This window comes from Nonomuraea harbinensis (assembly GCF_019396385.1).
GTDB lineage: Bacteria > Actinomycetota > Actinomycetes > Streptosporangiales > Streptosporangiaceae > Nonomuraea > Nonomuraea ferruginea.
This window is the reverse complement of sequence record NZ_JAHKRN010000031.1, coordinates 24,229-48,707: the sequence shown is the minus strand read 5'-3', so window position 1 is coordinate 48,707 and position 24,479 is coordinate 24,229. Positions and strand designations below refer to the sequence as shown.

Here is a 24,479-nt window from a genome sequence, read left to right as displayed (position 1 = left end):
TGACCGCCCTCGATCCCATGCCAGGGTTACGACATGACCGATACGCCATGGGAACCGCCGCTGGCCGGTGACGAGAGCGCCCACCTGCTCGGCGCGCTCGATCGGCTGCGCACCACCTTCCGCTGGAAGGCCGACGGCCTGGACGAGGAGTCGCCCGCTCCCGCGCCACGCTCGCCGCCGCGCTGGCCGACGGCGGTCTCGACCAGCTCGCCCACGTCTCCACCCCCGACGGACGGCACGCGAGCCTGCGCCGCCTGGTCTGCGACCTGATCGAGGAGTACGGCCGGCACACCGGCCACGCCGACCTCCTGCGCGAGGCGGTCGACGGCCGGGCCGGAGAGGACCCTCCACCCGGCTGGCGCCAGGTGAGCTAGGCACAGACCTGCCGAACGCCTCGGACTGACGATCAACCTGGCTGGTCCTCATACCACTTGGGTGTGGCGACCTCCAGGGGATCGGGGGCGGTACCGGATCCGGGGATGACGTAGAGGTCGACGGTGTCGGAGCTGTGGTCGCGCGATCCGTTGACGATCCAGTCATCCTCGACCCGATCCGCGGAGACCGGCTGATCGAAGAAGCCGCCCTCGGCAAGGTCCCACAGCAGGCGATAGCCGACCTTCAATCCGCGTCGGTGCACTTCGGCGCGTACGGCCTCGACCGTCTTGCCGTGAACCTCGTAGCCCTCCAGGGATTCGCCCCCCGGGGCGTAGAGAAGGGGGTCCGCGTAGGCCTCGACGTGACCTTCGTCGGGGTCCCGGACGCGTACAACCCGGTCGGGGTGAAGGGCGTCGGCGAGATCGGGCTCGTCGGGATGGCCGCCGCCATCGCCAACGCCGTCTTCCACGCCACGGGCAGGCGCATCCGCTCCGTGCCCATCACGATCGACGATCTTCTCTGAGCACCGCGGCCCGGCGGCACCCTCGCTACGGCGGGCCTATCTCCAGACGCGGCCAGCCGGCGAGGTCCCGCAGGAGCTGCCGGTCGTGCGTGGCGACGACCACGGCGGCGCTCGTCTTGAGCATCGCGTCGGTCAGCTCGTCGACGAGCGCCGGTGACAGGTGGTTGGTCGGCTCGTCCAGCAGGATCAGGCCGGGCCGGCCGGCCAGCGCGAGCGCCAGGTCGAGGCGCCGCTGCTGTCCCTGGGACATCCGCCCGACCGGCGTGCGCATCGCCTCGGAGTCCAGCAGCCCGAGCGATCCCAGCGGGACGGCGTCGGCGTCGCGCAGTCCCTTGTGAGCCACCAGCCGCCCCACGTGGCGTGCGTACACCTCGCGGGCGGTGAGCGCGGGGTCCTGCCCGGCGGTCTCCTGGGTGACCTGGGCGATCCGTGCCCCCTGCGCCGTCCGGACGTGCCCTTCGGTGGGTTCGAGCGCACCGGCCAGCACCGCGAGCAGCGTGGACTTCCCGGCGCCGTTCGGTCCGGTGACGAGCAGCCGGTCGCCCCCGTCGAGGGTGAGATCGATGGGCCCGGCCAGCCGCCCGCCGACGGCGACGCCATGCGCGCGCAACTGCGGCGCCCCCGGCCGGACGCCCAGGTCCGGCCACCGCAACGACGGCGGCGGTTCGGGCACGTCGATCCGGTGCGCCAGCAGGGCTTCCCGCTGACGGTTCAGGGCCTGCACGACGCCCGGCGCGCGGGACTGGCGCTGGTGCTTGCCGGTCCCCTTGTCCGGCCGCCAGCCGGTGGAGAGCCGGTCGCGGGCCTTCGACACCGCGTCCTGCAGCCGCCGATGCTCGGCCTGCTGCTGCTCGTGGTCCTGCTCCCAGCGCTCACGCTCGCGACGCCGGGCGTCCTGCCAGGCGTCATAGCCGCCTGCGTACAGCCGCGGCTTCCCGTCGCGGGCCGGGTCGAGGTCGAGGAACCGGTCCGCGACGTCGCGCAGCAGCGCCCGGTCGTGGCTGACGACGGCGAGGCCGCCGTCGTGCTCGCGCAGCCTGCGGGTCAGGAAGTCCAGCCCGCCCGCGTCGAGGTGGTTGGTCGGCTCGTCGAGCAGCAGTACGTCGTGCCGCGCGCCGAGCAGGCAGGCCAGCCGCACCCGGTAGCGCTGACCGACCGACAGCGTCGCCAGCGGGCGGTCGCGGTCGGTGCAGGCGCCGAGGGCTTCGAGGGCGACGTCGACGCGGCGTTCGGCGTCCCACGCGTCGAGCCGGGTGGCGGCGTCGAGCGCGGTGGCGTAGCGGTCGTCGGCGGCGGGGTCGCCCTCGGTCATGGCGAGGGTCGCCTCCTCCAGCGCGTCGAGGGCCGCGAGCGACGCGGCCAGCGCCTCGGACGTCAGGGTGCCGACGGTCTCGCCCTCTCGCGCGGACAGCTCCTGGCGGGCCAGTCCGATCGTGCCGGCACGGTGCACGGCGCCGTCGTCCGGTGTGATCAGTCCGGCGAGGACGTGCAGCAGCGTCGTCTTGCCACGGCCGTTCTCGCCGACGACGGCCACCCGCGACCGGGCGGAGACGGTGATCGAGACGTCGGTCAGGACACGCCGGGACCCGCGGGTGACGGTGACGCCCGTGGCGCGTACGTGTGCGCTGTCGCCCGCCTCGACGGGCAGGGACATGGTTTCGGTAGTGGGGATGAGGTTCAACGGTGCTCCGCAGCTCGCAGTGGAGCCGGGCAACAGCAAAGGGCCGCCCGGCGGGAACCGGGACGGCGAGCGCGGATTCAGCAGGAAGAAGGCGCCGCCGTCAGCGGGCGGAGCGGATCTTCTGCGACCAGATACCTCGTGCCATGACGGCCACGTTAGCAGCCTTGAGGCGCCACACTCATCCGGATTTCGCCCGGGGCGCATGATGGTGACTTCCGTCTCACGAGGCAACCTGGACGGCGACTGTGCATGGAAGAGGTATGCGATTCGCGATTCAACGAACGGTGGAGGAGCCGGAGCCACCGCCTGCCCCGGCCATGGACGAGGCTGTCGTGGCCGAACTCTTCCTGACTCAGCGGCTGGGCCTGGTCCGGTTGGCGTACTTGCTGGTGGGCGATCAGGAGACGGCCGAGGACGTCGTCCAGGACGCCTTCGCGGCGCTGCACCGCCGATGGAGCCGGTTGACCGACCGTGATCGGGCGCTGCCCTACCTGCGGGCGAGTGTGGTGAACGGATGCCGCATGGTCCACCGCCGCCGGTCCATCACGAGCAGGTTCACCGGCGATCGGCAGAAGCCGTTCCGGTCGGCGGAGGCTGTCACGCTGCTGGGGGAGACGCGCCGCGAGGTGTCCGACGCGGTACGCGCCTTACCCCGCCGCCAGCGAGAAGCCGTGGTGTTGCGCTACTACCTCGACCTGTCCGAGGCCGAGATCGCCGAAGCCATGGGAGTCAGCCGCGGAACGGTGAAATCGACCGTCTCCCGAGCCCTGAAGGCACTCACCGTCAAACTGGAGGGAAACCGATGACGTCATGGCTCGAAGACCAGCTCAAGGACACCCTCACCGCCGACGCCGAGCGGATCCGCCCGGAAACCCTGCGCCCGGCGGCGCGGGCCCTTCCCGCGCGCCGGCTCGCCCTGGCGGTCCCGCTCGCGGCCGCGCTCGTCGTCGTGGTCATCGGCGCGGTCGCCGCCATGGTGGCCGGGACAGGAGGCGCGCCCACCGCGCCCGCGACGCACGCTCTCACCGGCCCGCGTTTCCTGCTGATGGCGAGCGCTGACGGCGTGACGGTCCACGACGCCGGTACCGGGAAGGTCACGAGCCGGCTCGGGCTGCCCCCCACCCCTGAGGGAAGCTTCCAGGAGCCCGGTGGATATCTGCTCGCGGGCGCCGGCGACGGTGAGACCTTCTACATCGCGCAGAGCGTGCAGTCGCGCGAGACGCAGGTGAGCAGCACAAGGTTCCACCGAGCGCGGGTCGACGGACAAGGGAGGCCGGCCGAGCTGGTTCACGACGTGATCCCCAAGGTGCTCGGTACGACGGCGAGCTCCCTTGCTGTCACCGGCGACGGCACCCGGCTCTCCTACAGCCTCGACGGCGAGGTGTGCGGTAAGGGGAAGACGTTGCGCTTCTGCCCCGGGGCCCAGCTCACGGTCGTCGATCTGCCCACGGGTACGACACGCACGTGGACGACGAACGTCGCGGGACAGATCGAGAGCCTGTCATGGGCGGCCGATCGCCGCACCCTCGGTCTCGTGGTCGGATCCGAGGCCCGGGTCCTGGACACGGCCGCCTCCGGCACCACACTCGCGGCCAGTCGCGTCGTAGCGCCAGGGCAGGAGGTCACGGCCTCGACGATCAACCCGGACGGCCGCAGCATGCTGATCGGCCACAGCCGGCTGTCCGACGGCCGGCGACCGCACCGCTACACCGTGGACGAGTACTCCGTCACAGACGGACGCAAGATCCGCACCCTGTTGAGCAGGGACCACGAGGGCGAGAGCATCGCGCGCTGGAACCTGATCCGTTACGACGGCACCGGGCGCCACCTCCTGCTCGCGGGCAACTTCCATCCACTGAGCAGAGTCGACGAGGGACGCGTCACGTCCTTGGTCCACCCCGGATCTCCCGATCCCGAGCTCTTGGGGTCCCGCCCGGTGATCGAGGCGGCCTGGTAACCGGCCCTCGACGACCCGTTCCCGTTCGGCGGGGCGCGATGTCGGACGGCTGGACGGGCCGGCCGATTCCTACGCCTGTGAGCTGTCCGTCCTGCCGTCGCGGCGCCGCGCTTCGGCGTCGTCCGGTGAGCCGTCGTCCCCGTCTGAGGCCTCGTCGTAGCGGGTGTAGAGCGCGGCCACGGCCCGCGACGGGTCCAGCTCGGCCAGGATGGCGTCGCTGATGGCGGTGACCTGGTCGAGCTGCTCGTCGGTGAGCACGTCGACGATGTGGTGCCGGACGGTGGCCACGTGCCCGGGCGCCGCCTGCCGCACCTTCGCCCACCCGTGGTCGGTGAGCCGGGCGTTGATCGCCCGGCGGTCCTCCGGGCAGGGGACGCGCTCCAGCAGGCCGCGGCCCTCCAGGCGGGTCACCACGTGCGAAAGCCGGGGGAGCGTCGCGTTGGTCTGCTGGGCCAGCTCGGTCATGCGCAGGGTCCGGCCGGGCGCCTCGGACAGCATCGCCAGCGTGTAGTACTCGAACTCGGTCAGCCCGGAGTCACGGCGGAGTTGCGCGTCCAGGACCCCGGGGAGCAGTTCGAGCACCGCCCGCAGGCGGATCCAGGCGCGTAGCTGCCGCCGGTCGAGCCACGGAGTGTCCACGGTCAGGTCCCTCGTCCAGGAATAGTTGTAGCGACAAGTTTGCTCTCATGGGTACCAGTCGTGCAACGACCACCACAAGGAGCACCGACATGACACAGGTGAGCATCATCGGCCCCGGCGCCATGGGTTCGGCCATCGCCGACCTGGTCCGCAGAAGCGGCAACACCGTCGAACTTCTCGGCCGGGACGACACAGGCAAGCCCGTCACCGGTGACATCGTCGTCCTCGCCGTCCCGTACGGAGGGGTGGCCGGCGTCATCGCCCAGCGCGAAGGACAGTTCGACGGCAAGGTCGTCGTCGACATCACCAACCCGGTGGACTTCTCCACGATGGACTCCCTGACGGTCGCGGCCGACGGCTCGGCCACCGCCGAGATCGCCGAGGCGCTGCCCCGCTCCCAGGTGGTCAAGGCGTTCAACACCAACTTCGCCGCCACCCTGTCCCAGGGCAGCGTCGGCGAGCAGCCCACGACCGTGCTGATCGCCGGCGACGACGCCGGCGCCAAGGCCGCGCTCGCCCAGATCGTCACCGACGCTGGCCTGCGCGCCGTCGACACCGGCCCGCTGAGCCGGGCCCGCGAGCTGGAGGCCCTCGGCTTCCTGCAGATCGGCCTCGCGGCCGGCGAGAAGATCGCCTGGACCGGCGGGTTCGCCGTCGTCGCCTGACAGCCGCCCCGCGACCCCGCGCGGGATGACCGACGGCCGCGCCCCCGGCGGCCCTCGGCCCGATGAGACACCCATGATCTCCCCGACGAGGAGCCCCGATGACCACCACCACGACCGCCGCCGACGCCCGCATACCCGCCGCGCACCCGTTCGCCACGCACCTGAAGCGCGCCGCCGCCCTCGAGGCCGCCGAACCGCACCGGCCGTGGACGGCCCAGGACGGGCCGCTGCCCAGCCTCTACCTGTCCCACGGCGGCGGACCCATGCCCTTCGAGAGCCCCGACTGGCTCACTCCGCTGCACGACTGGGCCCGGGCCCTGCCCAAGCCGAAGGCGATCCTGGTCGTCTCCGCGCACTGGGAGTCCGCGCCGCTGTCGGTGAGCGCCGAACGACCCAGCGAGCTGGTGTACGACTTCGGCGGCTTCGACGCGTTGTACTACACCTTCCGCTACGACACGCCCGACGCCGGGGAGCTGGCGCGGCAGGTCGTGGGGGTCATGCCGGACACCGGTCAGGTGCACCGGCACACCAGCCGCGGGCTGGACCACGGCGCCTGGGTCCCGTTGAAGATCATGTATCCGGCCGCCGACATCCCGGTGCTGCAGCTGAGCCTGCCCACCGAGGACCCCGATCGGCTGCTGTCCATCGGCGAGCGGCTGCGGCCGCTGCGCGAGCAGGGCGTGCTGGTGATCGGCTCGGGGCACATGACGCACGGCCTGCCGTTCCTGACCAGGGAGATGTTCCTGGAGAACAAGGTGCCCGGCTGGTCGTCCGACTTCGACGCCTGGGCCGCCGACGCGCTGGCCCGCGGTGACGTCGCCGAGCTCGCCCGCTTCCGCACCGCCGCCCCCGGCATGCCGTACGCGCACCCGACCGTCGAGCACTTCACCCCGCTGTTCGTCGCCCTCGGCGCGGCCACCGACCCCACCGCCCCGGTGGTGACCACACTCGACGGCTACGGCGTCGGCCTGTCGCGGCGTTCCTTCCAGGCGGCCTGAGCGCCCGTGTGATCGCCGGAGCCCGCCTGACGCCTCCCACGAAGATCCCCGAGACGCCGGAGACGTCGATAATCGAAGGGTCGATCCACCGCACCGGCCTTCGGAAGGTCCGCATGCCCCCTGCCCCTCCCTCCGCCCCTGACCCCCTCGACCCCCGCGGCCTGCTGGCCAGGCTGATCGCCATCGACTCCGTCAACCCGGACCTCGCGGCCGACGGCGCGGGCGAGAGCGCCATCGCCGGTTTCTGCGGCGAGTGGCTGGCCGCCCGCGGTTTCGAGGTGCACCGTCTGGACAAGCGCGGCGCCCGGCCGTCGGTGGTCGCGGTCGCTCGCGGGGCCGGTGGCGGCCGGTCGCTGATGCTCAACGGTCATCTGGACACGGTGGGCGTGGCCGGCTACGACGGTGACCCGTTCGGTCCGGAGATCCGTGACGGGCGGATGTACGGCCGCGGGTCCTTCGACATGAAAGGCGGCCTCGCGGCCATGATGATCGCCGCCGTCCGGGCCACGGCCGCCGGGCCGCTGCGCGGCGATGTGGTCCTCGCCTGCGTCGCGGACGAGGAGCACGGCAGCACCGGTACGGAGGAGGTGCTGGAGTCCTTCACCGCGGACGCGGCGATCGTCACCGAGCCGAGTCATCTCGAAGTCACCCTGGCGCACAAGGGCTTCGCCTGGTTCGACGTGGTGATCGAGGGTCGTGCGGCCCATGGTTCGAGGCCCGACCTGGGCGTGGACGCCATCGCCAAGGCCGGGCACTTCCTGGTCGCGCTGGAGGAGCTGGGGACGCGTCTCGCTCAGGGCCCGGCGCACCCCCTGCTCGGCACCGGCACCGTGCACGCCTCGGTCATCGCCGGAGGCCAGGAGCCCTCCACCTACCCGGCGCGCTGCCGCATCACCCTGGAGCGGCGCACCGTACCGGGGGAGAACGCCGACACAGTGGAGGCGGAGCTGACGGCCGTGCTGGATCGCCTGGCCGCCGCTGTGCCCGGCTTCCGCTACCGCCTCACGCGAGGACTGCACCGCGAACCGTTCCAGGCCGACCCGGAGGCGCGGATCGTCCGTACGCTGACCCGCCATGCGGAGGCGGTCCTCGGGCGTCCGCCGGTGGTGCGCGGGGAGCCCTTCTGGACGGACGCGGCCCTGCTGGACCGCGCCGGCATCCCCTGTCTGCTGTTCGGCGCCGACGGCGAGGGCGCGCACGCGGCCCGCGAGTGGGCGGATCTGGCCTCGCTGGACCGTCTCACCCGCATCCTCACCGCCACCATCACGGACTTCTGTTCCTGACATCCCGGCCGATGCGTCCCGGTCACGTGCCGTCCGGTACGAGGGGCAGGAGGATCTCGTAGAGCTCGCGAAGCCGGTCGGCGTCGACAGGAGGGTAGACGACGCTCGCTCCGACCGCGAGCAGGTAGGGCAACAGGGCCGCGGTCCGGGCCTCCTCGTCGCTGGCGACGGCTGATCGCCACACCCGCTGGAGTGCGGACAGTCTGGCCTCGTCCAGGCGGGTCTGCACGACCCGCACATCCGCGTCCCACGTCGCCCACGCCCGCAGGGCGGTGTCGATCTCCGGCCGATAGAGCCCCGTGTTCCCGGGGCGGACGAGCTCCGTCAGCCGGGTGAGGATCGCCCGGGCACCGGCCGATTCCCCGATCTCGGAGATCGCACTGTTGAGCGCTTCGACCGACAGGCGCTCGAAATGGGCGAGAAGCGCCTTCTTGTATCCCTCGGCGCCATCGAAGTGATGGTGGAACGACCCTTTCGACAGGTTGAGCCGAGCGGCGATCCGGTCGATGCGAATCCCCGCCGCACCTTCTTCTGCGAGGATCTTCAGGCCTTCGTCCAGCCACCGGTCTCGTGCCGTGCTCATCGGATCAACGTACCATCCGGTATGGAACGGTCCGCGCTCGCCGAGATTCACGTCATGAAGCTGTAGACGCCAACCGCGACGCAGATCAGCAGCATGGCGGTGGCGTTGAGGAAGAGGTTGCGGCCGAAGTCCCGGGCCGCGATGTGCATCGCGATGGCGACCAAGAAGTAGAGGACGAGCGCGGCACAGGTCACGGCGGCGAGGTACGGCAGCCAGATGCCCAGGATCAGCCCCGCCGCGGCGGCGAACTTCAGCGGCGGCATGATCCACCAGTAGCGCCGCGGCCAGTTCACGTCCTCGAAGCACCGGGCGATGAACGGAACGGGCTTGACGCACATGACGGCGTCCCCGGCCTGGATGATCGCCAGGACGACGACCGGCCAGACCGGATCGGGCAATGCTGACACGTCTGCCCCTCGGTCGATGGATACCTACACCGTACCATACCGTATAGTACGGTCTCGTACGAGCTGATTTCCTGGGCCCACGTAGCCGCGATCGACGGGGAGATGGCGACCATCGGTGATCCGCCGATCTCGCGCTCCACCTCGTCCACCGCGACCCGGTGCTGGGCGGTTCCGCGCTCTGGGCTACGTCAGATCGCCGTCATCGCGGAGGGACGTGGGGCTCGTGGTTCCGTCGACTCGCGGGCGCCGGTGCCGGCCTGGCGGTGAGGTAGCGCAGCATCTCGGCGGCGTCGGCGGGTCCGGCTGCGGGTCGCGGTACGTCACCGCGCCGGCCATCAGGTCGATCAGCACGTCCAGGTCGGCGTCGGCGGCCACCACGCCGTCCTGCTGGGCGCGCCGGAACCTCCCTTCGTTCACGGGACGTGCTCGTGAACGAAGTCGTGCGCCCGTCGATCCGTTACGTCCAGGGGTACAGCTCGGCGAATTTGCGGATAGGGTCGTCTCAGGTGAGCCGGGAAGTCTGGTCGGCGCGTCATGCTGTCGAGGCTTGAGGATGCACTGTGCGCGCTCGTGACCTGATCATCGACCTTCCCGTGCTCGGCCTGAACGCATCCGTCGGCGACGCCGTGCGGCTGCTCGCCGAGCGGGATCTGCCCGGACTCGTCGTGGTGGGCGACGACGGATCGCCGTACACGGTCCTGCCGGGCACCGAGGTTCTGCGGCTGGCCGTCCCTCACCACTTCCAGGTTGATCCGAACCTGGTCCGGGTGGTGGACGAGGCGGGCTCTGACGATTTCCCGCATCGGATGAGCGGCCGGGCCCTGCGCGACTGCCTTTCCGCCCGCCCCGGGAATCTGCCGATCTGCGGCCCCGACACCACCACGCTGCAACTGGCGGTCCTGATGACGCGCACGCGCAGCCCGCTGGTCGCGGTCGTGGAAGGGGGCCGTCTCCTGGGCGCGCTCACGCTCAACACCCTGCTGGAGGGGACCCTCGCCGCGTGACGGCGGTCAGTTCTGCCGGGCCTGGTCGGGCTCGTACACGTCCGGGACGCCGTCCTGGTCAAGGTCGGCGGTCTCGATCTCGTGGATGCGCCGGTAGGCGCGGTTGCGCAGGCGCAGGACCACGGTCGCCAGGAGCGCGGCGGTGACCGATGCGGCCAGCACCGCCACCTTGACGTGCGCGTCGTCACCCACGCCGAAGGCCAGTTCGCCGATCAGCAGGGAGACGGTGAACCCGATCCCGGCCAGCAGCGACAGTCCCAGCATGTCGACCCAGGAAAGGTTCTCGTCCAGGTCGGCGTGGGTGAAGCGGGCCATGAGCCAGGTGGCCGTCATGATGCCGATCGGCTTGCCTACGATCAGGCCCACGACGACGCCCAGCACCACCGGGTCGCGGAAGGCGCTCATCAGGCCGTCCGCTCCGCCGAGGGTCACTCCCGCGGACAGGAACGCGAACACGGGCACAGCCACCCCGGCCGAGAGGGGACGGAAGCGGTGTTCGAAGTGCTCGGCCAGGCCGGGGCCCGCGTCCGGGCCGCCGGCGTAGTGGCTGCGCAGGACGGGTACGGCGAAGCCGAGCAGGACGCCGGCGACGGTGGCGTGCACGCCCGAGGCGTGCACCAGCGCCCACGTGATGGCGGCCAGCGGCAGCAGCAGCCACCAGGAGCGCACGCGACGCTGCACCAGCACGGTGAACAGCGCCAGCGGCGCCAGCGCCGCCAGCAGCGGGACCGGCGAGAGGTGGTCGGTGTAGAACAGCGCGATGATGACGATGGCCACCAGGTCGTCGACCACGGCCAGGGTGAGCAGGAAGGTGCGCAGCGCCGTGGGCAGGAACCGGCCGATGACCGCCAGCACGGCCAGGGCGAAGGCGATGTCGGTGGCCGTCGGGATCGCCCAGCCGCGGGCCGCGCCTTCCACGCCCCCGGCGAAGAGCAGATACAGCAGAGCGGGGACGATCACCCCGCCCAGCGCGGCAGCGATCGGGACCGCGGCCCGCCGGGCGTCGCGCAGGTCACCGGCGACGAACTCGCGTTTGAGCTCCAGCCCGGCCACGAAGAAGAAGATCGCCAGCAGGCCGTCGGCGGCCCAGGTGGCCAGGCTCAGGTTCAGATGGAGTGCTTCGGGCCCGAACGTGACGCCGCGCAGCGTCTCGTAGGCGTCCGCCCAGGGGGAGTTGGCCCAGACCATCGCCACCACCGCGCCGACCAGGAGCAACGCCCCGCCGACGGTCTCCTTGCGGAGGATGGCGCCGATCCTCAGTGTCTCGCCCCAGGACCCCCGGCCGAGCAGGGCAGGCTTGCGGGGCGGGACAGGGTTGGTCATGAGGCGCTCCGGGATTCGGGTACGAGTCGGTCATTTGCCGACCAGACTTCCCGGCGCACCTCCTCTCACTGTACCGACCGGCCGGGAGTGCCTGTCGAGCGGAGGGGGTCCGGAGCCATCGCGCGCGGATCCGCGCGGCACGTCGTGGCGGGGCCGGGTCCGGGAGGGTAACGCCTGTACGTTCGTCCTGTTCGATGTCTCCACCACGAGCGAGGAGCCGTCATGCGGGCCATCACCGTTCGAGACCGCGCCGCCGGTCTGGCCGGGCTTTCCCTGACGGAAGAGCCGTACCCGCACGCCGCCGAGAACGACGTCGTCGTCCGGGTGCATGCCGCGGGGTTCACCCGCGGCGAGCTCGACTGGCCGGCGACGTGGTCCGATCGCGCCGGCCGCGACCGGACGCCCAGTGTGCCCGGGCACGAGGTGTCGGGTGTGGTCGCCGAGCTGGGATACGGGACGACCGGCCTGACCGTCGGCCAGCGGGTGTTCGGGCTGACCGACTGGGCCCGCAACGGCTCGCTGGCCGAGTACGTCGCGGTGGAGGCCCGCAACCTCGCGCCGCTGCCGGCCGGTGTCGACCACACCGTGGCCGCCGCGCTGCCGATCTCAGGACTGACCGCGTGGCAGGGCCTGTTCGACCACGGCCGTCTGGTCGCCGGCCAGACCGTCCTGATCCACGGCGTCGCGGGCGGTGTCGGCTCTGTCGCGGCGCAACTCGCGCGCGGCACGCTCGTCACCATCGTCTCCCCGCCCGCCGTCCGGCCTCCCGGCGGGCGGGCGATCTTCTTCGTCGTCGAGGCCGATCGTGCCCGGCTGGCGGACCTGGCGCGGCGGGTCCGGGACGGACGGCTCCGCCCGATCGTCGGGGCCGTGCGGACGCTCGCCGAGGCGCCCTCCGCGTTCGCGCCGACCCAGCGCGTCTCCGGCAAGACGATCATCCGGGTCACGGAAGGCGGATAACCGGGCCGTCACCAAACACCTACAGCGTGGATGCCCCCTCCTTCAGGGCGGGGAGGAAACGCGGAACAGCCGGACACTTCTGTCCCCTGAATTATTGTCGGTGACAGTCAGTAGTGTGATCGGCGTGTCCCGCTACCGACTCCAGCCCAGGCCTGCCCAGGAGCAGGCGCTGCTGGAGCACTGCGGGCACGCCCGATACGTGTGGAACCTGGCGGTCGAGCAGCACGCCCACTGGAAGCCAGGGCGTAAGAGTGCGCCCGGTTTCGCCGAGCAGTGCCGCCAGCTCACCCAGGCGCGGGCGGCCTGCGCGTGGCTCCGTGCCGGGTCGACCATCGTCCAGCAGCAGGCGCTCAAGGACTTCGCCCGAGCCATGGCGAACTACTTCGGCGGAACCCACCGGCGCCCGACGTGGCGCAAACGCGGGCAGGGGGAAGGCTTCCGGATCGTCGCCGTCAAAGCGGGTGACGTGCGCCGCCTGTCCCGCCACGTCGGCGAGGTCAAGATCCCCAAGGTGGGCTGGGTGCGGTTCCGCTGGTCCCGCACCGTCCCCGAGGGCGTCAAGTCGTTCCGGGTGACCCGCGACCGCGTCGGGCGCTGGCATGTGGCGTTCGCCGCGATCCCCATACCGAGCAGAGGCGGCTGGCGCGTCTGCTGCGGAAGTTGGCGCGGGCCAAACGCGGGTCGAACCGGCGCGACCAGGTGAAGGCGGCGATCGCGAAGCTGAAGGGGCGTGAGACTGACCGGCGCAAGAACTGGGTGGAGAAGACCAGCACGGACCTGGCCCGCAGGTTCGACGTGATCGCCGTCGAAGACCTGAAGATCCGTAACATGACCCGGTCGGCGTCCGGCACCCTCGAAGCGCCGGGCCGCAACGTCCGCCAGAAAGCGGGCCTGAACCGGGGCATCCTCGCCAACGGGTGGGGCCGGCCGTGGCGCGGCTGGAGCATAAGGCTCCCGGCCGCGTCCAGAAGATCAACCCCGCGTGTACGAGCCAGCGGTGCTCGGCGTGCGGGATCGTGGACCGGGCGGCGCGTGAGAGCCAAGCGCGCTACCGGTGCCGGTCCTGCGGATACGCTGGCAACGCCGATGTGAACGCGGCCAGAAACATCGCACACGCGGCAGGGCATGCCGTTGCTGCGCGGGGAGGCTTGCCGTTGGGCGAGCCGGTGAACCGCGAACCTCAACCTGTCTCCTCTCAGCGTGAGACGGGTTGGAATCCCACGCCTTCAGGCGGGGGAGGATGTCAATCCTCCTGCCCGATCCCCGCTTCGTACGTGCGAAGCAGGACAGGAGAGCCGTGATGATCCGCGTACTGTCCGCCGGTGGGCTTCTGGCCGCGTCCGTCGCGTGCGCGCCCGCGGTGGAGCGCGCGACCGCCCAGCCGCCGGTGGCCGCCACGGTTTCGCGGCCGCCGTCCGAGACGCTGTCGCCCCTCCTGGAGCAGCCGCTGCCGAACGTCGAGGGCAAGACGTTCACCTCGGCGATCGTGAGCTTCCCGCCCGCCGCACGCGCGGCGCCGCATCGGCACGGCCAGGCTTTCGTCTACGCGTACGTACTCGAGGGCACCGTGCGCAGCCGGCTCGGCGGCGAGCCGGTGCGTGCGTACCGCCGGGGCGAGAACTGGGTCGAGCCGCCGGGCGCCCACCATGTGCTCACGGAGAACACCAGCCGGACGCGGCCGGCGAAGCTGCTGGTCGTCTTCGTCTCCGACACGGGAGACAAGCTCAAGGTCGACGACCCGCCAAGATAGGCCATCGGCCGCGCGGGCTCGGTCAGCGCGGTCCCCGCATCGCGTACCGACCGCCGCATGCGGCCGAATCCGGACCTCGGCGACCTGGCGACCGGATGACAAGCTGGGCCCATGTTCCCGGAGACTCCCGCCGCCGCGGCGGCGCTGTCGGTGGCCAGGCGTTTCTACTCGCCCGCGCTGTTCAACCACCGCGTCCGCTCCTACCTCTGGGGGACGATGTACGGCACGGCGCACGGGATCGCCTTCGACGACGAGCTCTACTACGTCTCGGCCCTGCTCCACGACATCGGGCTGACGGAGCCTTTCGACAGCCACAGGGCGCCGTTCGAGGAGGCCGGAGGACATCTGGCCTGGGTCTTCGGCGTGGCAGCCGGCTGGCCGGCGGAGCGGGCCGCCAGGGTCGGCGAGATCATCGTGCTGCACATGCGCGACGACGTGTCCCCGGCCACCGACCCGGAGTCCCACCTGCTGCAGGTCGCCACCAGCTGGGAGGTGGTGGGACGGCGGCCGGAGGAGTTCTCGCCGGAGGCCCGGGCGGAGATGCTCGCCCGCCATCCCCGGCTGGGATTCGGCGCGGAGTTCCTGGCGTGCTTCGAGGACCAGGCGAGGCGCAAGCCGGACGGCGCCACCGCCGCGTCGGTCGGGAACGACGTCGCGGGGCGGATCGCCGCCAACCCCCTCGAAGACCGCCGGCTCGCCTGATTTCGCCGTCAGCCGAGGGCGTGGTCGAGGTTGAAGGCCGCGCTGATGAGCGCGAGGTGGGTGATGGCCTGCGGGAAGTTGCCGAGCTGCTCGCCGGTGTGGCCGATCTCCTCGGCGTACAGGCCCAGATGGTTGGCGTACGTGAGCATCTTCTCGAAGGCCAGGCGGGCCTCGTCGACGCGGCCGGCGCGGGCCAGGGCCTCGACGTACCAGAAGGAGCAGATGGAGAACGTGCCCTCCGAGCCCCGCAACCCGTCGGAGCTGACCGCCGGGTCGTAGCGGTAGACCAGCGAGTCGGAGACCAGCCCGTCGCCGAGTACGTCGAGGGTGGACAGCCACTTGGGGTCGGTCGGCGAGACGAACTTGGCCAGCGGCATCATCAGCAGGGACGCGTCCAGCACGTCCTCGTCGAAGTGCTGGACGAACGCCCGCAGCTTGGCCGACCAGCCGCGCCGCATGATCTCCTGGTAGATCGCGTCGCGTGCCTCGCGCCAGCGCGGGATGTCGGCGGGCAGCCCGCGCTGGATCGCCACCCGCATGGCACGCTCGATGGCCACCCAGCACATCAGCCGCGAGTAGACGAAGTTCTTACGGCCGCCGCGGGTCTCCCAGATGCCCTCGTCGGGCTGGTCCCAGTGCAGGCAGACCCAGTCGACCAGGGTGCAGAGCTCGTCCCAGCGGTCGCTGGCGATCGGGTCGCCCCACTTGTTGTAGAGGTAGATGGAGTCGATGAGCGCCCCGTAGATGTCGAGCTGGAGCTGGTCGGCGGCGGCGTTGCCGATCCGCACCGGGGCGGAGCCCCGATAGCCCTCCAGATGGCCGAGTTCGTGCTCGGGCAGGTCGCTGCGCCCGTCGATGCCGTACATGATCTGCAGCGGGCCGGTGCCGCTGTCGCTGCTGAGCGGCACGTGCGTGGACAGGAAGCCCATGAAGGCCTCCGCCTCCTTGGTGAAGCCCAGCCTGAGCAGCGCGTACACGCAGAACGCGGCGTCGCGGATCCACACGTAGCGGTAGTCCCAGTTGCGCTCGCCGCCGAGCTGCTCGGGCAGGCTGGTCGTCGGCGCGGCGACGATCCCGCCGGTCGGGGCGTAGGTGAGCAGCTTGAGCGTGAGCGCGGAGCGGTGGACCACCTCGCGCCACCGGCCACGGTAGCGCGAGGACGACAGCCAGCGCCGCCAGTAGCGGACCGTGGCGGTGAACTCGTCCTCGGCCTCCGCGATCGGGCAGCCGCGCGCCGCCAGGTCGCCGCCGATCCGGTCGAGCGCGAACACCGCCTGCTCTCCCTCGCTGAGCTCGAACTTCGCCCACGCGTCCTGCCCGTCGGTCTCCATCGGCACGCTGGCGGTCAGGGACAGCGACAGCGACGCCGACTCGAACAGCACGCGATCCTCCTGCGGGATCACGGTGTGCGGCTGCCTCGCGTAGTCGAAGCGGGGCGCGACCCGGGCGCGGAACGGGAGCGAGCCGCGGACGCAGGACACCCGGCGGATCATCCGGTGCCGGTCGGCCTCGCGCGAGTCGTCCGCGATGGGCATGAAGTCCTGGATCTCGCCCACCCCGTCGTCGGCGAAGAAGCGGGTGATGAGGACGTTGGTGTCGGGGAAGTAGAACTGTTTGGTCCTGGCCGGGGTGTCGGCGGCCAGCTCGAACGAGCCGCCCCGGTCGGCGTCGAGGATCGCGGCGAACACGCTGGGCGCGTCGAAGCGCGGGCAGCAGTACCAGTCGATGGTGCCGTTGGTGCCCACGAGCGCCACCGTCCGCAGGTCGCCGATGAGACCGTGGTCTCCGATCGGCAGGTAGCGGGAGTCGCCTGAGTGACCGGGTTCTCCAGCAGTCATGGCCGCCCTTTCTCCCTGTCTGTCCCTCAAGGTAGACATGTTGGGTTCGTGACAGCCTCTGAGGTTCGCCAAGGGGCGGCAGATCTTCCTCGGGTGTTCTCGCCGGCCCGGTCACGCCGCGGATCTCGTGGATGCCATGGCAGATCCGTAGAGAGCGCCGCTGTTGCGGTGGAAGACCGGTATTCAGGTTGGCATGTGCGAAGGGTATGGTGAGGGCTGTGACGACGTTCCGGATCAGTGAGGCCGCGGCGCTGCTCGGGGTCAGCTCCGACACGGTCCGCCGATGGGTGGACGCGGGCCGGCTGCGCGCGGAGCGCGACGAGCACGGCCACCGGCGGGTCAACGGCGCCGACCTGGCCGCCTTCGCCCGCGCCCAGGTCGAGTCGGTCGGCGACGGCGGCCGCACGTCGGCGCGCAACCGTTTCCGCGGGATCGTCACCGAGGTGATCCGCGACGCGGTGATGGCGCAGGTGGAGATCGCCGCGGGGCCGTTCCGGGTGGTGTCGCTGATGAGCCGCCAGGCCGCCGACGAGCTGGGCCTGGAGCCGGGGGTGGTGGCGGTCGCCGTGATCAAGTCCACCAACGTCGTCGTGGAGATCCCCGGTCACGAGCGCGTGGCCAGTCATCTGTGAGGAGCCCCCTTGGTCTTTCGTCTTTCCCGGTGGGCGGTCGCCCTGCCCGTCGCGCTCGCGCTGGGGTTGTCGGGGTGCGGCTCCGGCGCCACGTCCCCCGCTTCGGAGGCGGCGTCCGGCGGCGACGCGAAAGAGGTGACGGTGTTCGCGGCGGCGTCGCTGACCGGGACCTTCACCGAGCTGGGCAAGGCCTTCGAAGCCGCGCATCCGGGCACGACGGTCCGGTTCAACTTCGGCTCCAGCGCCACGCTGGCCCAGCAGCTCGTCCAGGGCGCCCCGGCCGACGTGTTCGCGGCGGCGAGCCCGGCCACGATGAAGACCGTCACCGACGCCGCGCTGGCCGGTGCGCCGGTCACGTTCGTACGCAACAAGCTGCGGATCGCCGTCCCCGCCGACAACCCCGCGCAGGTGGACGAGCTCAAGGACCTGGCCGACCCCGAGGTGAAGGTGGCGCTCTGCGCCGAGCAGGTGCCGTGCGGGGCGGCGGCCGCCAGGGCGCTGGCCGCGGCCGGGCTGAAAGTCACCCCGGTCACCCTGGAGCAGGACGTCAAGGCCACGCTGACCAAGGTGCGGCTGGGGGAGGTGGACGCGGCGCTGGTCTACGCGACCGACGTGATCGCCTCGGACGGCAAGGTGACCGGCATCGAGTTCCCGGAAGCGGACCAGGCGATCAACGACTATCCGATCGCCACCCTGGCCAAGGCGCCGGCCGGTGAGGCGGCCCGGCAGTTCGTCGACCTGGTGCTGTCGCGGCAGGGCAGGGACGTGCTGACCGAGGCCGGCTTCGAGGCGCCCTGATCAAGGATGAGCTCTTCCGCGCCGGAGCGCCTCGACCTGCCGGGCCCGCGCCGTGAGGTCTCCGGGCGGCTGCCGTGGATGCTGGTGCTGCCCGCCGTGGCAGGGCTGGTCTTCCTGGTGCTGCCGCTGGCCGGGCTGCTGATCCGTGCCCCGTGGCCGACGCTGCTGGAGCGGCTGGCCGAGCCGCAGGTGCTGGAGGCGCTGCGGCTGTCGCTGGTGTCGGCCACCGTCGCCACCGTCGTGTGCCTGCTGCTCGGGGTGCCGCTGGCCTGGCTGCTGGCCCGGGTGGAGTTCCCGGGCCGGAGGCTGGTGCGGGCGCTGGTCACCGTGCCGCTGGTGCTGCCGCCGGTGGTCGGCGGTGTCGCGTTGCTGCTGGTGCTGGGGCGGCGCGGGCTGGTCGGGCAGTGGCTGGAGGCGAGCTTCGGGATCACGCTGCCGTTCACCACCGCGGGGGTGATCGTGGCCGAGGCGTTCGTCGCGATGCCGTTCCTGGTGATCAGTGTCGAGGGCGCGTTGCGCGGCGCCGACCGGCGTTTCGAGGAGGCCGCCGCCACGCTCGGCGCCTCCCGCTGGACGGTGTTCCGGCGGGTGACGCTGCCCATGGTCATGCCGGGGGTGGTGGCCGGGGCGGTGCTGTGCTGGGCGCGGGCGCTGGGCGAGTTCGGCGCGACGATCACGTTCGCCGGCAACTTCCCCGGCACCACCCGCACCATGCCGCTGGCCGTCTACCTGGCCCTGGAGACCGAGCCGGAGGCCGCGATCGTGCTCAGTCTCGTGCTGCTGGCCGTCTCCGTGGTCATCCTGGCCAGCCTGCGCGACCGGTGGGTGAGCGCGCCATGACCCTGCGCGCCCGCCTGGTCGTCAACCGGCCCGCGTTCACCCTCGACCTCGACCTCCATGTCGCCGCCGGGGAGGTGGTCGCGCTGCTCGGCCCCAACGGCGCGGGCAAGACCACCGCGCTGCGCGCCCTGGCCGGGCTCACCCGCATGTCCGGCGGGCAGATCAGCCTGCGCGGCCGGCCGCTGCACACCCTGCCTGCCGAGAGCCGCCCGATCGGCATGGTCTTCCAGGACTACCTGCTCTTCCCTCATCTGTCGGCGCTGGACAACGTCGCCTTCGGGCCGCGCTGCCAGGGCGTCTCCAAGGCCGAGTCGCGCCGTGCCGCCGCCGCCCTGCTGGAGCGGGTCGGCCTGGCCGGCCGAGCGAGCGCCAGACCGGCGCAGCTGTCCGGCGGGCAGGCCCAGCGGGTCGCGCTGGCGCGGGCGCTGGCCGTGCGGCCGGAGCTGCTGCTGCTGGACGAGCCGCTGGCCGCGCTCGACGCCCACACCCGGCTGGAGGTCCGCTCCCGGCTCCGACGCCACCTGGCCGACTTCGACGGCGCGACGGTCCTGGTCACCCACGACCCGCTCGACGCGATGGTGCTGGCCGACCGGCTGATCGTGATCGAGCACGGCGCGATCGTCCAGCAGGGCGCGCCGGCCGAGGTCGCCCGGCGCCCGCGCACCGACTACGTGGCCCGGCTGGTCGGGCTCAACCTGTATCGCGGCACCGCGGACGGCGGCCGGGTCAAGGTCGGCGAGCTGCTGCTGCACACCTGCGAGCAGTTCGACGGGCCCGCGTTCGTCGCCTTCCCGCCCGCCGCCGTGGCGCTCTACCGCTCCCGCCCGGACGGCAGCCCGCGCAACCTGTGGCGGGCCACCATCGACGGCATCGAACGGCACGGCGACAACGTCCGGGTGCACCTCGACGGGCCCGTCACCGCGTTCGCCGACATCACCCCCGCGGCCGTGGCCGACCTGGACCTGACCCCGGGCCAGCGGATCTGGGCCTCGGTCAAGGCCACCGAGACCCACGCCTACCCGGCATGAGCGACCACGGCATCACCCGGGAGCGGGTGCGCCCGCCTTCTACCGCTTGCGGGTGCCGTACGAGTGGGCGGCGGGGACCCGGCCGGCGACCGGTAGCCGCTCCCTCCTGTCCAGCCGCCTGACGGCCGCCGCGGAGGCCAGCCCCGCGGCGGCCAGCAGCGCCCACGGCAGAGCTGTCATGCCGTTGGAGCGGCCCGCGTCGACCAGGGCGCCCGCCAGCAGGTTGCCGGCCAGGATCCCGATGCCGGACAGCAGGTTGTACACGCCGTAGTAGGTGCCGATCAGCCGGTCTCCCGCCAGGTCGGCGATGGTGGCCATCTCGAACGGGAAGGCGGCCAGCGTCCCCAGGGTGAGCAGCAGCGTGCACGCCACCAGAGGCAGCAGCGCCCAGCCCGGGGGCAGGGCCAGGTGCGCCGTCGCCGCCGGGGGCAGGAACGCGATCCCCATGAGGGCCAGGCCCCGGCTGATCGCCTGTCCCCGGCTCCACCGGGCCGAGCACCAGGCGGTCAGCCGTACCTGCCCGGCGATGCCGAGCAGCGCCGACAGCGCGTACAACGCCATCACGCCGCTCTCGCCGCCGCCGACCCGCTCCACCTCCAGCGGCAGCGCCAGGTACATCTGGAACGACAGCGCGTAGGAGGCGATCATCGCGGCGGCGAAGGAGACGAAGGCCCGGTCGCCGAACGCCCGCCGCCAGTCGCTCAGCACCGGCTGATGCTCACCGGCGGGCCCGCTCCGGGCCGGCAGCCACAGGCCCTGCATGACGGTCAGCACCGCGAAGACCCCCGCGGCGGACAGGCACACGGCGGCGAAACCGGCGTTCAGCAGGGCGATGCCGACCAGCGGGCCGAGCAGGATGCCGCCCTGGTAGAACACGTTGAACACGGCGAACGCGGCCACCTTGCGCTCACCCGCCTCGCACGCCAGGTAGGCGCGGGCCGCCGGGTTGAACAGCGCCCCGGCGACCCCGGTCACGGCGGCCGCCACGAGGAGCCACGGCAGCGACGTGGTCAGCCCGAACAGGGCGAACCCGATCGTACGGAGCGCGCACCCCAGCATGATCAGCGGCTTGTAGCCCAGCCGGTCGGCCAGGGTGCCGCCGATCAGGAACAGGCCCTGCTGGCTCAGGTTCCGCAGGCCCAGGACGAGCCCGATCGTCCAGGCGGCCAGACCGGCGCCGGTCGACAGATGCTGGGCGAGGTAGGGCATGAGCATGTAGAAGCCGAGGTTGATGCCCGCCTGGTTGATCTGCAGCAGCTGGATGGGCCGGTCGAAGGAGCGGAACTCGGCCAGGGTGCGCCTCATCGCCCGGCTGCCAGCGGGGCGCGCACGCCTGTGCAGCGTGTCCAGCGGAGGACTTCCCGCTCGTCCGGAGCGATCAGCAGGTCCGGCTCGCCGGCCGGGACGGCGCCGAGCAGGCCGTGGGCCCGGCAGTAGTCGTCGTCGTAGATGCTCTCCCAGTAACGCCACGGCCCGTCCGGGAAGATCGCGACGATGGTCCGGCCGGGCTGCGTGCGGGCCAGCCACCGGGCCACGAGGGCGACGGCGCCGGTGCTCCAGCCGCCGGAGACGTAGTGCAGGGCGGCCAGCGTGCGGCAGGCCCAGACCGCTTCGGCCGGGGCGACCCAGTGGACCTCGTCGAAGGCGTCGTAGGCGACGTTGCGCGGGTAGATGCTGGAGCCGAGCCCGCGCATCAGCCGCGGCCTGGCGGGCTGGCCGAAGATGGTCGAGCCCACGGTGTCCACGCCGACGAGGCTCAGGCCGGGGAAGTGGCGGCGCAGCACGCTGGAGATGCCCGCGCTGTGCCCGCCCGTGCCGACCGAGCACACCAGCGTGTCGATCTGGGGCACCTGGTTCAGCAGCTCGTGGGCCAGCCCGGCGTAGGCGTCCACGTTGTCGGGGTTGTTGTACTGGTCAGGACAGTAGGCGCCGGGGCTCTCCGCGAGGAGCTGCCGCACCCGTTCGCGGCGGGCCTGCTGCCAACCGCCGACGGCGCAGGGCTCGGTGACCATCTCCAGCCGTACCCCGTAGGAAGCCAGCAGCCGGCACATGAGCGGCTCCATGCCGGGGTCGGCCACGAGCACGACCGGATGGCCGAAGACGATGCCGGCCAGCGCCAGGCCGAGCCCGAGCGTGCCGCTGGTCGACTCGACGACGGTCGCGCCCGGCTGGAGGTCGCCGCGCGCCCGTGCCCGGCGCACCATGTGCAGCGCCGGGCGGTCCTTGATGCCGCCCGGGTTGAAGCCTTCGAGTTTGGCCCAGAATCCTCCGCCGCCCGGCACGAACGGCTCGGATATGAAAGTCAACGGCGTATTGCCGACCGAGAGCGGCAGCGTCGAATATCTACCGGACGGCGCCTCTTTCAGGCGCGCGGAAACAGCTTGCGATGACATGATGGAGATCCCCGAAATGAATGGACGGTTGACGGCTCATGAAAAGGCCGCGCGTCCTATATGCGCATCACACAGAGATCTTCCTGACAGGACGTGGGGCGGCCCGCCACGGCCGCCGGGGCCGTGCCGCCCACGGCGGCGGGAGGGGAGACGACGATCGCGGCCGGCATGGGCGCGCCGGTCGGCGGGCCGGCCGGGTGGGTCGCCGAGCCGTCCTGCTCCGTGCTGTGCCTGTGTCTCTCGGGCAGCTGGTGATGCCAGCAGTGCGCACGGTGCTGAGCTGCGGCGACGTGCCCCTGGTCCGCGGCGTGACCGCCGTCGCCGAGCTGGGCGCTGTGGCTGGCCTGCTCCGACAGCTCCAGGGCGGCGCAGGCGCCGCCGTGGGCGAAGACCGCGACGATCAGCCAGACGACCGCCAGCAGCGCGTGCGACACGAGCCGCCCGGCGCGAGATCCGGCCGGGCGGCGCGAAAGGGTCGTCCGTGTCGCTGACATCACCTGAAATAGTGCCCGGAAGGCGGCCGGGCGCGCTCGGGAGGAGCAAACTTTCCGGTAAAGCTACCGCCGGTCACAGGTTATGGCGGGCTTTCTCGCCGAGAGCGACCGGTCATTCGTCTTATCTGCGCGACACGGCGCCGAAGGTTTGCCCTGTCCACCCGAATATCGGCCACACTGGACAGCGCGGCGGTCCTTCTCGTCCGCCGTCCGTCAATTCCCGCTGATATCAGGAGTGCGCCATGGCCCTGTCCAGACGACGGATCGTCGCCGGCTTCGGCGCCATGGCGGTCGCCGCCGTGGCATGCCCCTATGACCGGGAGCGCGCGTACGCGCCGGCGACTCTGGCCGTGCCGCCCGGCGTCGCCCCGGAGCGGCTCGCGCGTGACGAGCGCTTCTGGGCGACCGTCGCGCGGCAGTTCCGGGTGAGCCCGGACTTCGTGAACCTGGAGAACGGCTACTACGGGGTCATGCCGGAGCCGGTCCGGCGGGCGTACCACCACAACGTCGACCACCTCAACCAGCACAGCTCCCACCTGCTGCGGACCACCTACAAGCCGAGAGCCGACGAGGTCCGCGACCGGATCGCCGCCCTGCTCGGCGTGACGAGGAACGAGATCGCGCTCACCCGGGGCGGCACCGAGGCCCTGCAGAACCTGATCTCCGGCTACCGCCGCCTGCGCCCGGGCGACGCCGTCATGTACGCCGACCTCGACTACCACAGCGGGCAGTACGCCATGAACTGGCTGCGAGCCCGGCGCGGCGTCACCGTCGAGCGCATCGTCATGCCCGAGCCCGCCACCCGTCAGGCGGTGCTCGACACCTACGAGCGAGCCCTGCGCCTGCACCCGAAGGTGCGGCTCCTCCTGCTCAGCCACATGAACAACCGCACCGGCCTGGTCACCCCGGTACGCCAGATCATGGCCATGGCGCGTGAGCGCGGCGTGGACGTGATCGTGGACGCCGCCCACTCCTGGGGCCAGCTCGACTTCACCATCGCCGGCCTCGACGCCGACTTCGGGGTGTTCTCGCTGCACAAGTGGATGGGCGTGCCGCTGGGCGCGGGGTTCCTCTACATCCGCGCGGATCGCCTGGCCGACATCGATCTTCTGTACGACGACGAGACCTACCCGGCGTCCGACATCCGCTCACGGGTGCACTCGGGCACCATGAACGTGGCCCCGTTCCTGACCGCGGACGCCGCCCTGGACTTCCACGAGACCCTGGGCGCGAAGGCCAAGGAGGCCCGCCTGCGTTTCCTGCGCGACCGCTGGGTCCGCCGGGCGCACGAGCTCGGCGCGCGGGTCCTCACCCCGGACGAGCCCGGCATGTACGGCGGCATCACCGCGTTCCGGCTGCCCGGCCGCGACTCGGAAGCTGACAACGTCGCGATCGCGGACGAGCTCATGACCAAGCACCGGATCTTCACGGTCGCCCGCAGCGGCATGAGCGGCGGCGACGCCGTCAGGGTCACCCCCGCCCTGTTCACCTCCACCGACGACGTCGACCGCCTGGCAGCGGCCCTGAGCGACCTCGTCACCCGGCCTCGGTGAACGCCTCCGCAGGTCAGGGCGTCAGCGCGAGCCGTACGGCCAGGCAGCGTGCC

The 24,479-nt window shown here is 71.7% G+C and carries 29 protein-coding genes and 1 pseudogene; 19 read left to right on the top strand and 11 right to left on the bottom strand.

The annotated features are described in order from the left end of the window. Window positions 1-33: 33 nt before the first annotated feature. Both KME79_RS28160 and KME79_RS45390 read left to right on the top strand, forming a co-directional pair. Window positions 34-270, top strand: coding sequence for a hypothetical protein (locus KME79_RS28160; RefSeq protein WP_246640554.1), 237 nt, complete (start codon window positions 34-36; stop codon window positions 268-270). Further along, a complete protein-coding gene (locus tag KME79_RS45390; RefSeq protein WP_246640571.1) occupies window positions 183-374 on the top strand; it encodes a mycothiol transferase in 192 nt (63 codons plus the stop codon). Before KME79_RS28160 ends, KME79_RS45390 begins: the two co-directional genes overlap by 88 nt. A 32-nt stretch (window positions 375-406) precedes the next feature. Here the strand turns inward: KME79_RS45390 and KME79_RS28155 are convergent, their stop codons facing one another. Further along, on the bottom strand, window positions 407-844 hold the full coding sequence (locus tag KME79_RS28155) for a hypothetical protein (protein WP_219547216.1): 438 nt from the start codon (window positions 842-844) through the stop codon (window positions 407-409). A gap of 79 nt (window positions 845-923) precedes the next feature. After that, the gene (locus KME79_RS28150) at window positions 924-2,552 is read right to left on the bottom strand and encodes an ABC-F family ATP-binding cassette domain-containing protein (protein WP_219547214.1); all 1,629 of its coding nucleotides are present in this window, start codon (window positions 2,550-2,552) and stop codon (window positions 924-926) included. A 359-nt stretch (window positions 2,553-2,911) separates the two neighbouring features. Here KME79_RS28150 and KME79_RS28145 point away from each other — a divergent pair, with 359 nt between their 5' ends. Both KME79_RS28145 and KME79_RS28140 read left to right on the top strand, forming a co-directional pair. After that, the gene (locus KME79_RS28145) at window positions 2,912-3,385 is read left to right on the top strand and encodes a SigE family RNA polymerase sigma factor (RefSeq protein WP_308249079.1); all 474 of its coding nucleotides are present in this window, start codon (window positions 2,912-2,914) and stop codon (window positions 3,383-3,385) included. Further along, entirely contained in the window at window positions 3,382-4,536 is a 1,155-nt protein-coding gene (locus KME79_RS28140; protein ID WP_219547212.1) for a hypothetical protein, read from the top strand. The genes KME79_RS28145 and KME79_RS28140 overlap by 4 nt, the downstream gene beginning before the upstream one ends. A 69-nt stretch (window positions 4,537-4,605) precedes the next feature. Here KME79_RS28140 and KME79_RS28135 read toward each other — a convergent pair whose 3' ends face one another. Further along, window positions 4,606-5,175, bottom strand: a complete 570-nt coding sequence (locus tag KME79_RS28135; RefSeq protein WP_219547210.1) for a MarR family winged helix-turn-helix transcriptional regulator — start codon at window positions 5,173-5,175, stop codon at window positions 4,606-4,608. Between the two features lie 89 nt (window positions 5,176-5,264). Between KME79_RS28135 and KME79_RS28130 the strand changes: the two genes are divergently transcribed. The 3 genes from KME79_RS28130 (at window position 5,265) to KME79_RS28120 (ending at window position 8,121) form a co-directional block, all read left to right on the top strand. Further along, the gene (locus KME79_RS28130; RefSeq protein ID WP_219547208.1) at window positions 5,265-5,840 is read left to right on the top strand and encodes an NADPH-dependent F420 reductase; all 576 of its coding nucleotides are present in this window, start codon (window positions 5,265-5,267) and stop codon (window positions 5,838-5,840) included. Between the two features lie 98 nt (window positions 5,841-5,938). Further along, complete coding sequence (locus KME79_RS28125) at window positions 5,939-6,838, top strand: dioxygenase family protein (protein WP_219547206.1); 900 nt, start codon at window positions 5,939-5,941, stop codon at window positions 6,836-6,838. A gap of 113 nt (window positions 6,839-6,951) precedes the next feature. After that, window positions 6,952-8,121, top strand: a complete 1,170-nt coding sequence (locus KME79_RS28120; protein WP_219547204.1) for an ArgE/DapE family deacylase — start codon at window positions 6,952-6,954, stop codon at window positions 8,119-8,121. Window positions 8,122-8,143: 22 nt separating this feature from the next. On the opposite strand, the gene KME79_RS28115 is transcribed toward KME79_RS28120, so the two are convergent. The 3 genes from KME79_RS28115 to KME79_RS28105 form a co-directional block, all read right to left on the bottom strand. After that, window positions 8,144-8,755 (bottom strand): TetR/AcrR family transcriptional regulator, encoded by a 612-nt coding sequence (locus KME79_RS28115; protein ID WP_219547202.1) that lies wholly within the window; start codon window positions 8,753-8,755, stop codon window positions 8,144-8,146. Continuing rightward, window positions 8,752-9,111, bottom strand: a complete 360-nt coding sequence (locus KME79_RS28110) for a DoxX family protein (protein WP_219547200.1) — start codon at window positions 9,109-9,111, stop codon at window positions 8,752-8,754. The genes KME79_RS28115 and KME79_RS28110 overlap by 4 nt, the downstream gene beginning before the upstream one ends. 183 nt (window positions 9,112-9,294) lie before the next feature. After that, the gene (locus KME79_RS28105; RefSeq protein WP_219547198.1) at window positions 9,295-9,528 is read right to left on the bottom strand and encodes a hypothetical protein; all 234 of its coding nucleotides are present in this window, start codon (window positions 9,526-9,528) and stop codon (window positions 9,295-9,297) included. Between the two features lie 143 nt (window positions 9,529-9,671). Between KME79_RS28105 and KME79_RS28100 the strand changes: the two genes are divergently transcribed. Then, window positions 9,672-10,115: a CBS domain-containing protein gene (locus KME79_RS28100; protein ID WP_219547196.1), complete on the top strand. Its 444-nt coding sequence runs from the start codon at window positions 9,672-9,674 to the stop codon at window positions 10,113-10,115. Window positions 10,116-10,121: 6 nt separating this feature from the next. Here the strand turns inward: KME79_RS28100 and nhaA are convergent, their stop codons facing one another. Then, window positions 10,122-11,438 carry a Na+/H+ antiporter NhaA gene (nhaA, locus tag KME79_RS28095; RefSeq protein ID WP_219547194.1) on the bottom strand — a complete coding sequence of 439 codons (1,317 nt, stop codon included), beginning with the start codon at window positions 11,436-11,438 and terminating at the stop codon, window positions 10,122-10,124. Between the two features lie 222 nt (window positions 11,439-11,660). Between nhaA and KME79_RS28090 the strand changes: the two genes are divergently transcribed. The 6 genes and pseudogenes from KME79_RS28090 to KME79_RS28070 all read left to right on the top strand — a co-directional run bounded on the left by KME79_RS28090 (window position 11,661) and on the right by KME79_RS28070 (window position 14,850). Next, a complete protein-coding gene (locus tag KME79_RS28090; protein WP_219547192.1) occupies window positions 11,661-12,398 on the top strand; it encodes an NADP-dependent oxidoreductase in 738 nt (245 codons plus the stop codon). Window positions 12,399-12,498: 100 nt separating this feature from the next. Beyond that, the gene (locus KME79_RS28085; protein ID WP_219547190.1) at window positions 12,499-13,101 is read left to right on the top strand and encodes an RNA-guided endonuclease InsQ/TnpB family protein; all 603 of its coding nucleotides are present in this window, start codon (window positions 12,499-12,501) and stop codon (window positions 13,099-13,101) included. Then, window positions 13,059-13,178 (top strand): annotated as a pseudogene (locus KME79_RS47685) (hypothetical protein); the annotation flags it as partial. The gene KME79_RS28085 and the pseudogene KME79_RS47685, both read left to right, overlap by 43 nt. Before the next feature lie 137 nt (window positions 13,179-13,315). Beyond that, window positions 13,316-13,699, top strand: coding sequence for a zinc ribbon domain-containing protein (locus KME79_RS45380; protein WP_443684585.1), 384 nt, complete (start codon window positions 13,316-13,318; stop codon window positions 13,697-13,699). Further along, a complete protein-coding gene (locus tag KME79_RS28075) occupies window positions 13,699-14,148 on the top strand; it encodes a cupin domain-containing protein (protein ID WP_219547186.1) in 450 nt (149 codons plus the stop codon). The genes KME79_RS45380 and KME79_RS28075 overlap by 1 nt, the downstream gene beginning before the upstream one ends. A 111-nt stretch (window positions 14,149-14,259) precedes the next feature. Beyond that, window positions 14,260-14,850, top strand: coding sequence for an HD domain-containing protein (locus KME79_RS28070; RefSeq protein ID WP_219547184.1), 591 nt, complete (start codon window positions 14,260-14,262; stop codon window positions 14,848-14,850). 8 nt (window positions 14,851-14,858) lie between these two features. Here the strand turns inward: KME79_RS28070 and KME79_RS28065 are convergent, their stop codons facing one another. Then, window positions 14,859-16,688: a glycoside hydrolase family 15 protein gene (locus tag KME79_RS28065; protein ID WP_246640553.1), complete on the bottom strand. Its 1,830-nt coding sequence runs from the start codon at window positions 16,686-16,688 to the stop codon at window positions 14,859-14,861. 218 nt (window positions 16,689-16,906) lie between these two features. On the opposite strand from KME79_RS28065, the gene KME79_RS28060 reads away from it, so the two are divergent. From KME79_RS28060 to KME79_RS28045, 4 genes are read left to right on the top strand one after another with little or no spacing between them, the layout of a single operon-like run. Then, complete coding sequence (locus KME79_RS28060; RefSeq protein WP_148030920.1) at window positions 16,907-17,320, top strand: TOBE domain-containing protein; 414 nt, start codon at window positions 16,907-16,909, stop codon at window positions 17,318-17,320. Window positions 17,321-17,329: 9 nt separating this feature from the next. After that, on the top strand, window positions 17,330-18,118 hold the full coding sequence (modA, locus tag KME79_RS28055; protein WP_219547180.1) for a molybdate ABC transporter substrate-binding protein: 789 nt from the start codon (window positions 17,330-17,332) through the stop codon (window positions 18,116-18,118). Window positions 18,119-18,124: 6 nt separating this feature from the next. Continuing rightward, on the top strand, window positions 18,125-18,958 hold the full coding sequence (locus KME79_RS28050; protein WP_219547178.1) for an ABC transporter permease: 834 nt from the start codon (window positions 18,125-18,127) through the stop codon (window positions 18,956-18,958). Next, complete coding sequence (locus tag KME79_RS28045; RefSeq protein WP_219547336.1) at window positions 18,955-19,986, top strand: ABC transporter ATP-binding protein; 1,032 nt, start codon at window positions 18,955-18,957, stop codon at window positions 19,984-19,986. Before KME79_RS28050 ends, KME79_RS28045 begins: the two co-directional genes overlap by 4 nt. A gap of 39 nt (window positions 19,987-20,025) precedes the next feature. Here KME79_RS28045 and KME79_RS28040 read toward each other — a convergent pair whose 3' ends face one another. From KME79_RS28040 to KME79_RS28030, 3 genes are read right to left on the bottom strand one after another with little or no spacing between them, the layout of a single operon-like run. Next, on the bottom strand, window positions 20,026-21,291 hold the full coding sequence (locus KME79_RS28040) for an MFS transporter (protein ID WP_219547176.1): 1,266 nt from the start codon (window positions 21,289-21,291) through the stop codon (window positions 20,026-20,028). Then, complete coding sequence (locus KME79_RS28035; protein WP_219547174.1) at window positions 21,288-22,379, bottom strand: PLP-dependent cysteine synthase family protein; 1,092 nt, start codon at window positions 22,377-22,379, stop codon at window positions 21,288-21,290. The genes KME79_RS28040 and KME79_RS28035 overlap by 4 nt, the downstream gene beginning before the upstream one ends. Before the next feature lie 56 nt (window positions 22,380-22,435). Next, the gene (locus KME79_RS28030; RefSeq protein ID WP_219547172.1) at window positions 22,436-22,873 is read right to left on the bottom strand and encodes a hypothetical protein; all 438 of its coding nucleotides are present in this window, start codon (window positions 22,871-22,873) and stop codon (window positions 22,436-22,438) included. A 242-nt stretch (window positions 22,874-23,115) separates the two neighbouring features. On the opposite strand from KME79_RS28030, the gene KME79_RS28025 reads away from it, so the two are divergent. Next, window positions 23,116-24,426 (top strand): aminotransferase class V-fold PLP-dependent enzyme, encoded by a 1,311-nt coding sequence (locus KME79_RS28025; protein WP_219547170.1) that lies wholly within the window; start codon window positions 23,116-23,118, stop codon window positions 24,424-24,426. Window positions 24,427-24,479 lie beyond the last annotated feature (53 nt).

What these genes read in the sequence shown, in the direction of transcription:
- KME79_RS28065 (WP_246640553.1), bottom strand. Translation starts at nt 16,688, where the DNA reads ATGACTGCTGGAGAACCCGGTCACTCAGGCGACTCCCGCTACCTGCCG.
- KME79_RS28025 (WP_219547170.1), top strand. Translation starts at nt 23,116, where the DNA reads ATGGCCCTGTCCAGACGACGGATCGTCGCCGGCTTCGGCGCCATGGCG.
- KME79_RS28050 (WP_219547178.1), top strand. Translation starts at nt 18,125, where the DNA reads ATGAGCTCTTCCGCGCCGGAGCGCCTCGACCTGCCGGGCCCGCGCCGT.
- KME79_RS28070 (WP_219547184.1), top strand. Translation starts at nt 14,260, where the DNA reads ATGTTCCCGGAGACTCCCGCCGCCGCGGCGGCGCTGTCGGTGGCCAGG.
- nhaA (WP_219547194.1), bottom strand. Translation starts at nt 11,438, where the DNA reads ATGACCAACCCTGTCCCGCCCCGCAAGCCTGCCCTGCTCGGCCGGGGG.
- KME79_RS28035 (WP_219547174.1), bottom strand. Translation starts at nt 22,379, where the DNA reads ATGTCATCGCAAGCTGTTTCCGCGCGCCTGAAAGAGGCGCCGTCCGGT.
- KME79_RS28040 (WP_219547176.1), bottom strand. Translation starts at nt 21,291, where the DNA reads ATGAGGCGCACCCTGGCCGAGTTCCGCTCCTTCGACCGGCCCATCCAG.
- KME79_RS28075 (WP_219547186.1), top strand. Translation starts at nt 13,699, where the DNA reads ATGATCCGCGTACTGTCCGCCGGTGGGCTTCTGGCCGCGTCCGTCGCG.
- KME79_RS28160 (WP_246640554.1), top strand. Translation starts at nt 34, where the DNA reads ATGACCGATACGCCATGGGAACCGCCGCTGGCCGGTGACGAGAGCGCC.
- KME79_RS28120 (WP_219547204.1), top strand. Translation starts at nt 6,952, where the DNA reads ATGCCCCCTGCCCCTCCCTCCGCCCCTGACCCCCTCGACCCCCGCGGC.
- KME79_RS28140 (WP_219547212.1), top strand. Translation starts at nt 3,382, where the DNA reads ATGACGTCATGGCTCGAAGACCAGCTCAAGGACACCCTCACCGCCGAC.
- KME79_RS28130 (WP_219547208.1), top strand. Translation starts at nt 5,265, where the DNA reads ATGACACAGGTGAGCATCATCGGCCCCGGCGCCATGGGTTCGGCCATC.
- KME79_RS28090 (WP_219547192.1), top strand. Translation starts at nt 11,661, where the DNA reads ATGCGGGCCATCACCGTTCGAGACCGCGCCGCCGGTCTGGCCGGGCTT.
- KME79_RS28150 (WP_219547214.1), bottom strand. Translation starts at nt 2,552, where the DNA reads ATGTCCCTGCCCGTCGAGGCGGGCGACAGCGCACACGTACGCGCCACG.
- KME79_RS28030 (WP_219547172.1), bottom strand. Translation starts at nt 22,873, where the DNA reads ATGTCAGCGACACGGACGACCCTTTCGCGCCGCCCGGCCGGATCTCGC.
- KME79_RS28045 (WP_219547336.1), top strand. Translation starts at nt 18,955, where the DNA reads ATGACCCTGCGCGCCCGCCTGGTCGTCAACCGGCCCGCGTTCACCCTC.
- KME79_RS28125 (WP_219547206.1), top strand. Translation starts at nt 5,939, where the DNA reads ATGACCACCACCACGACCGCCGCCGACGCCCGCATACCCGCCGCGCAC.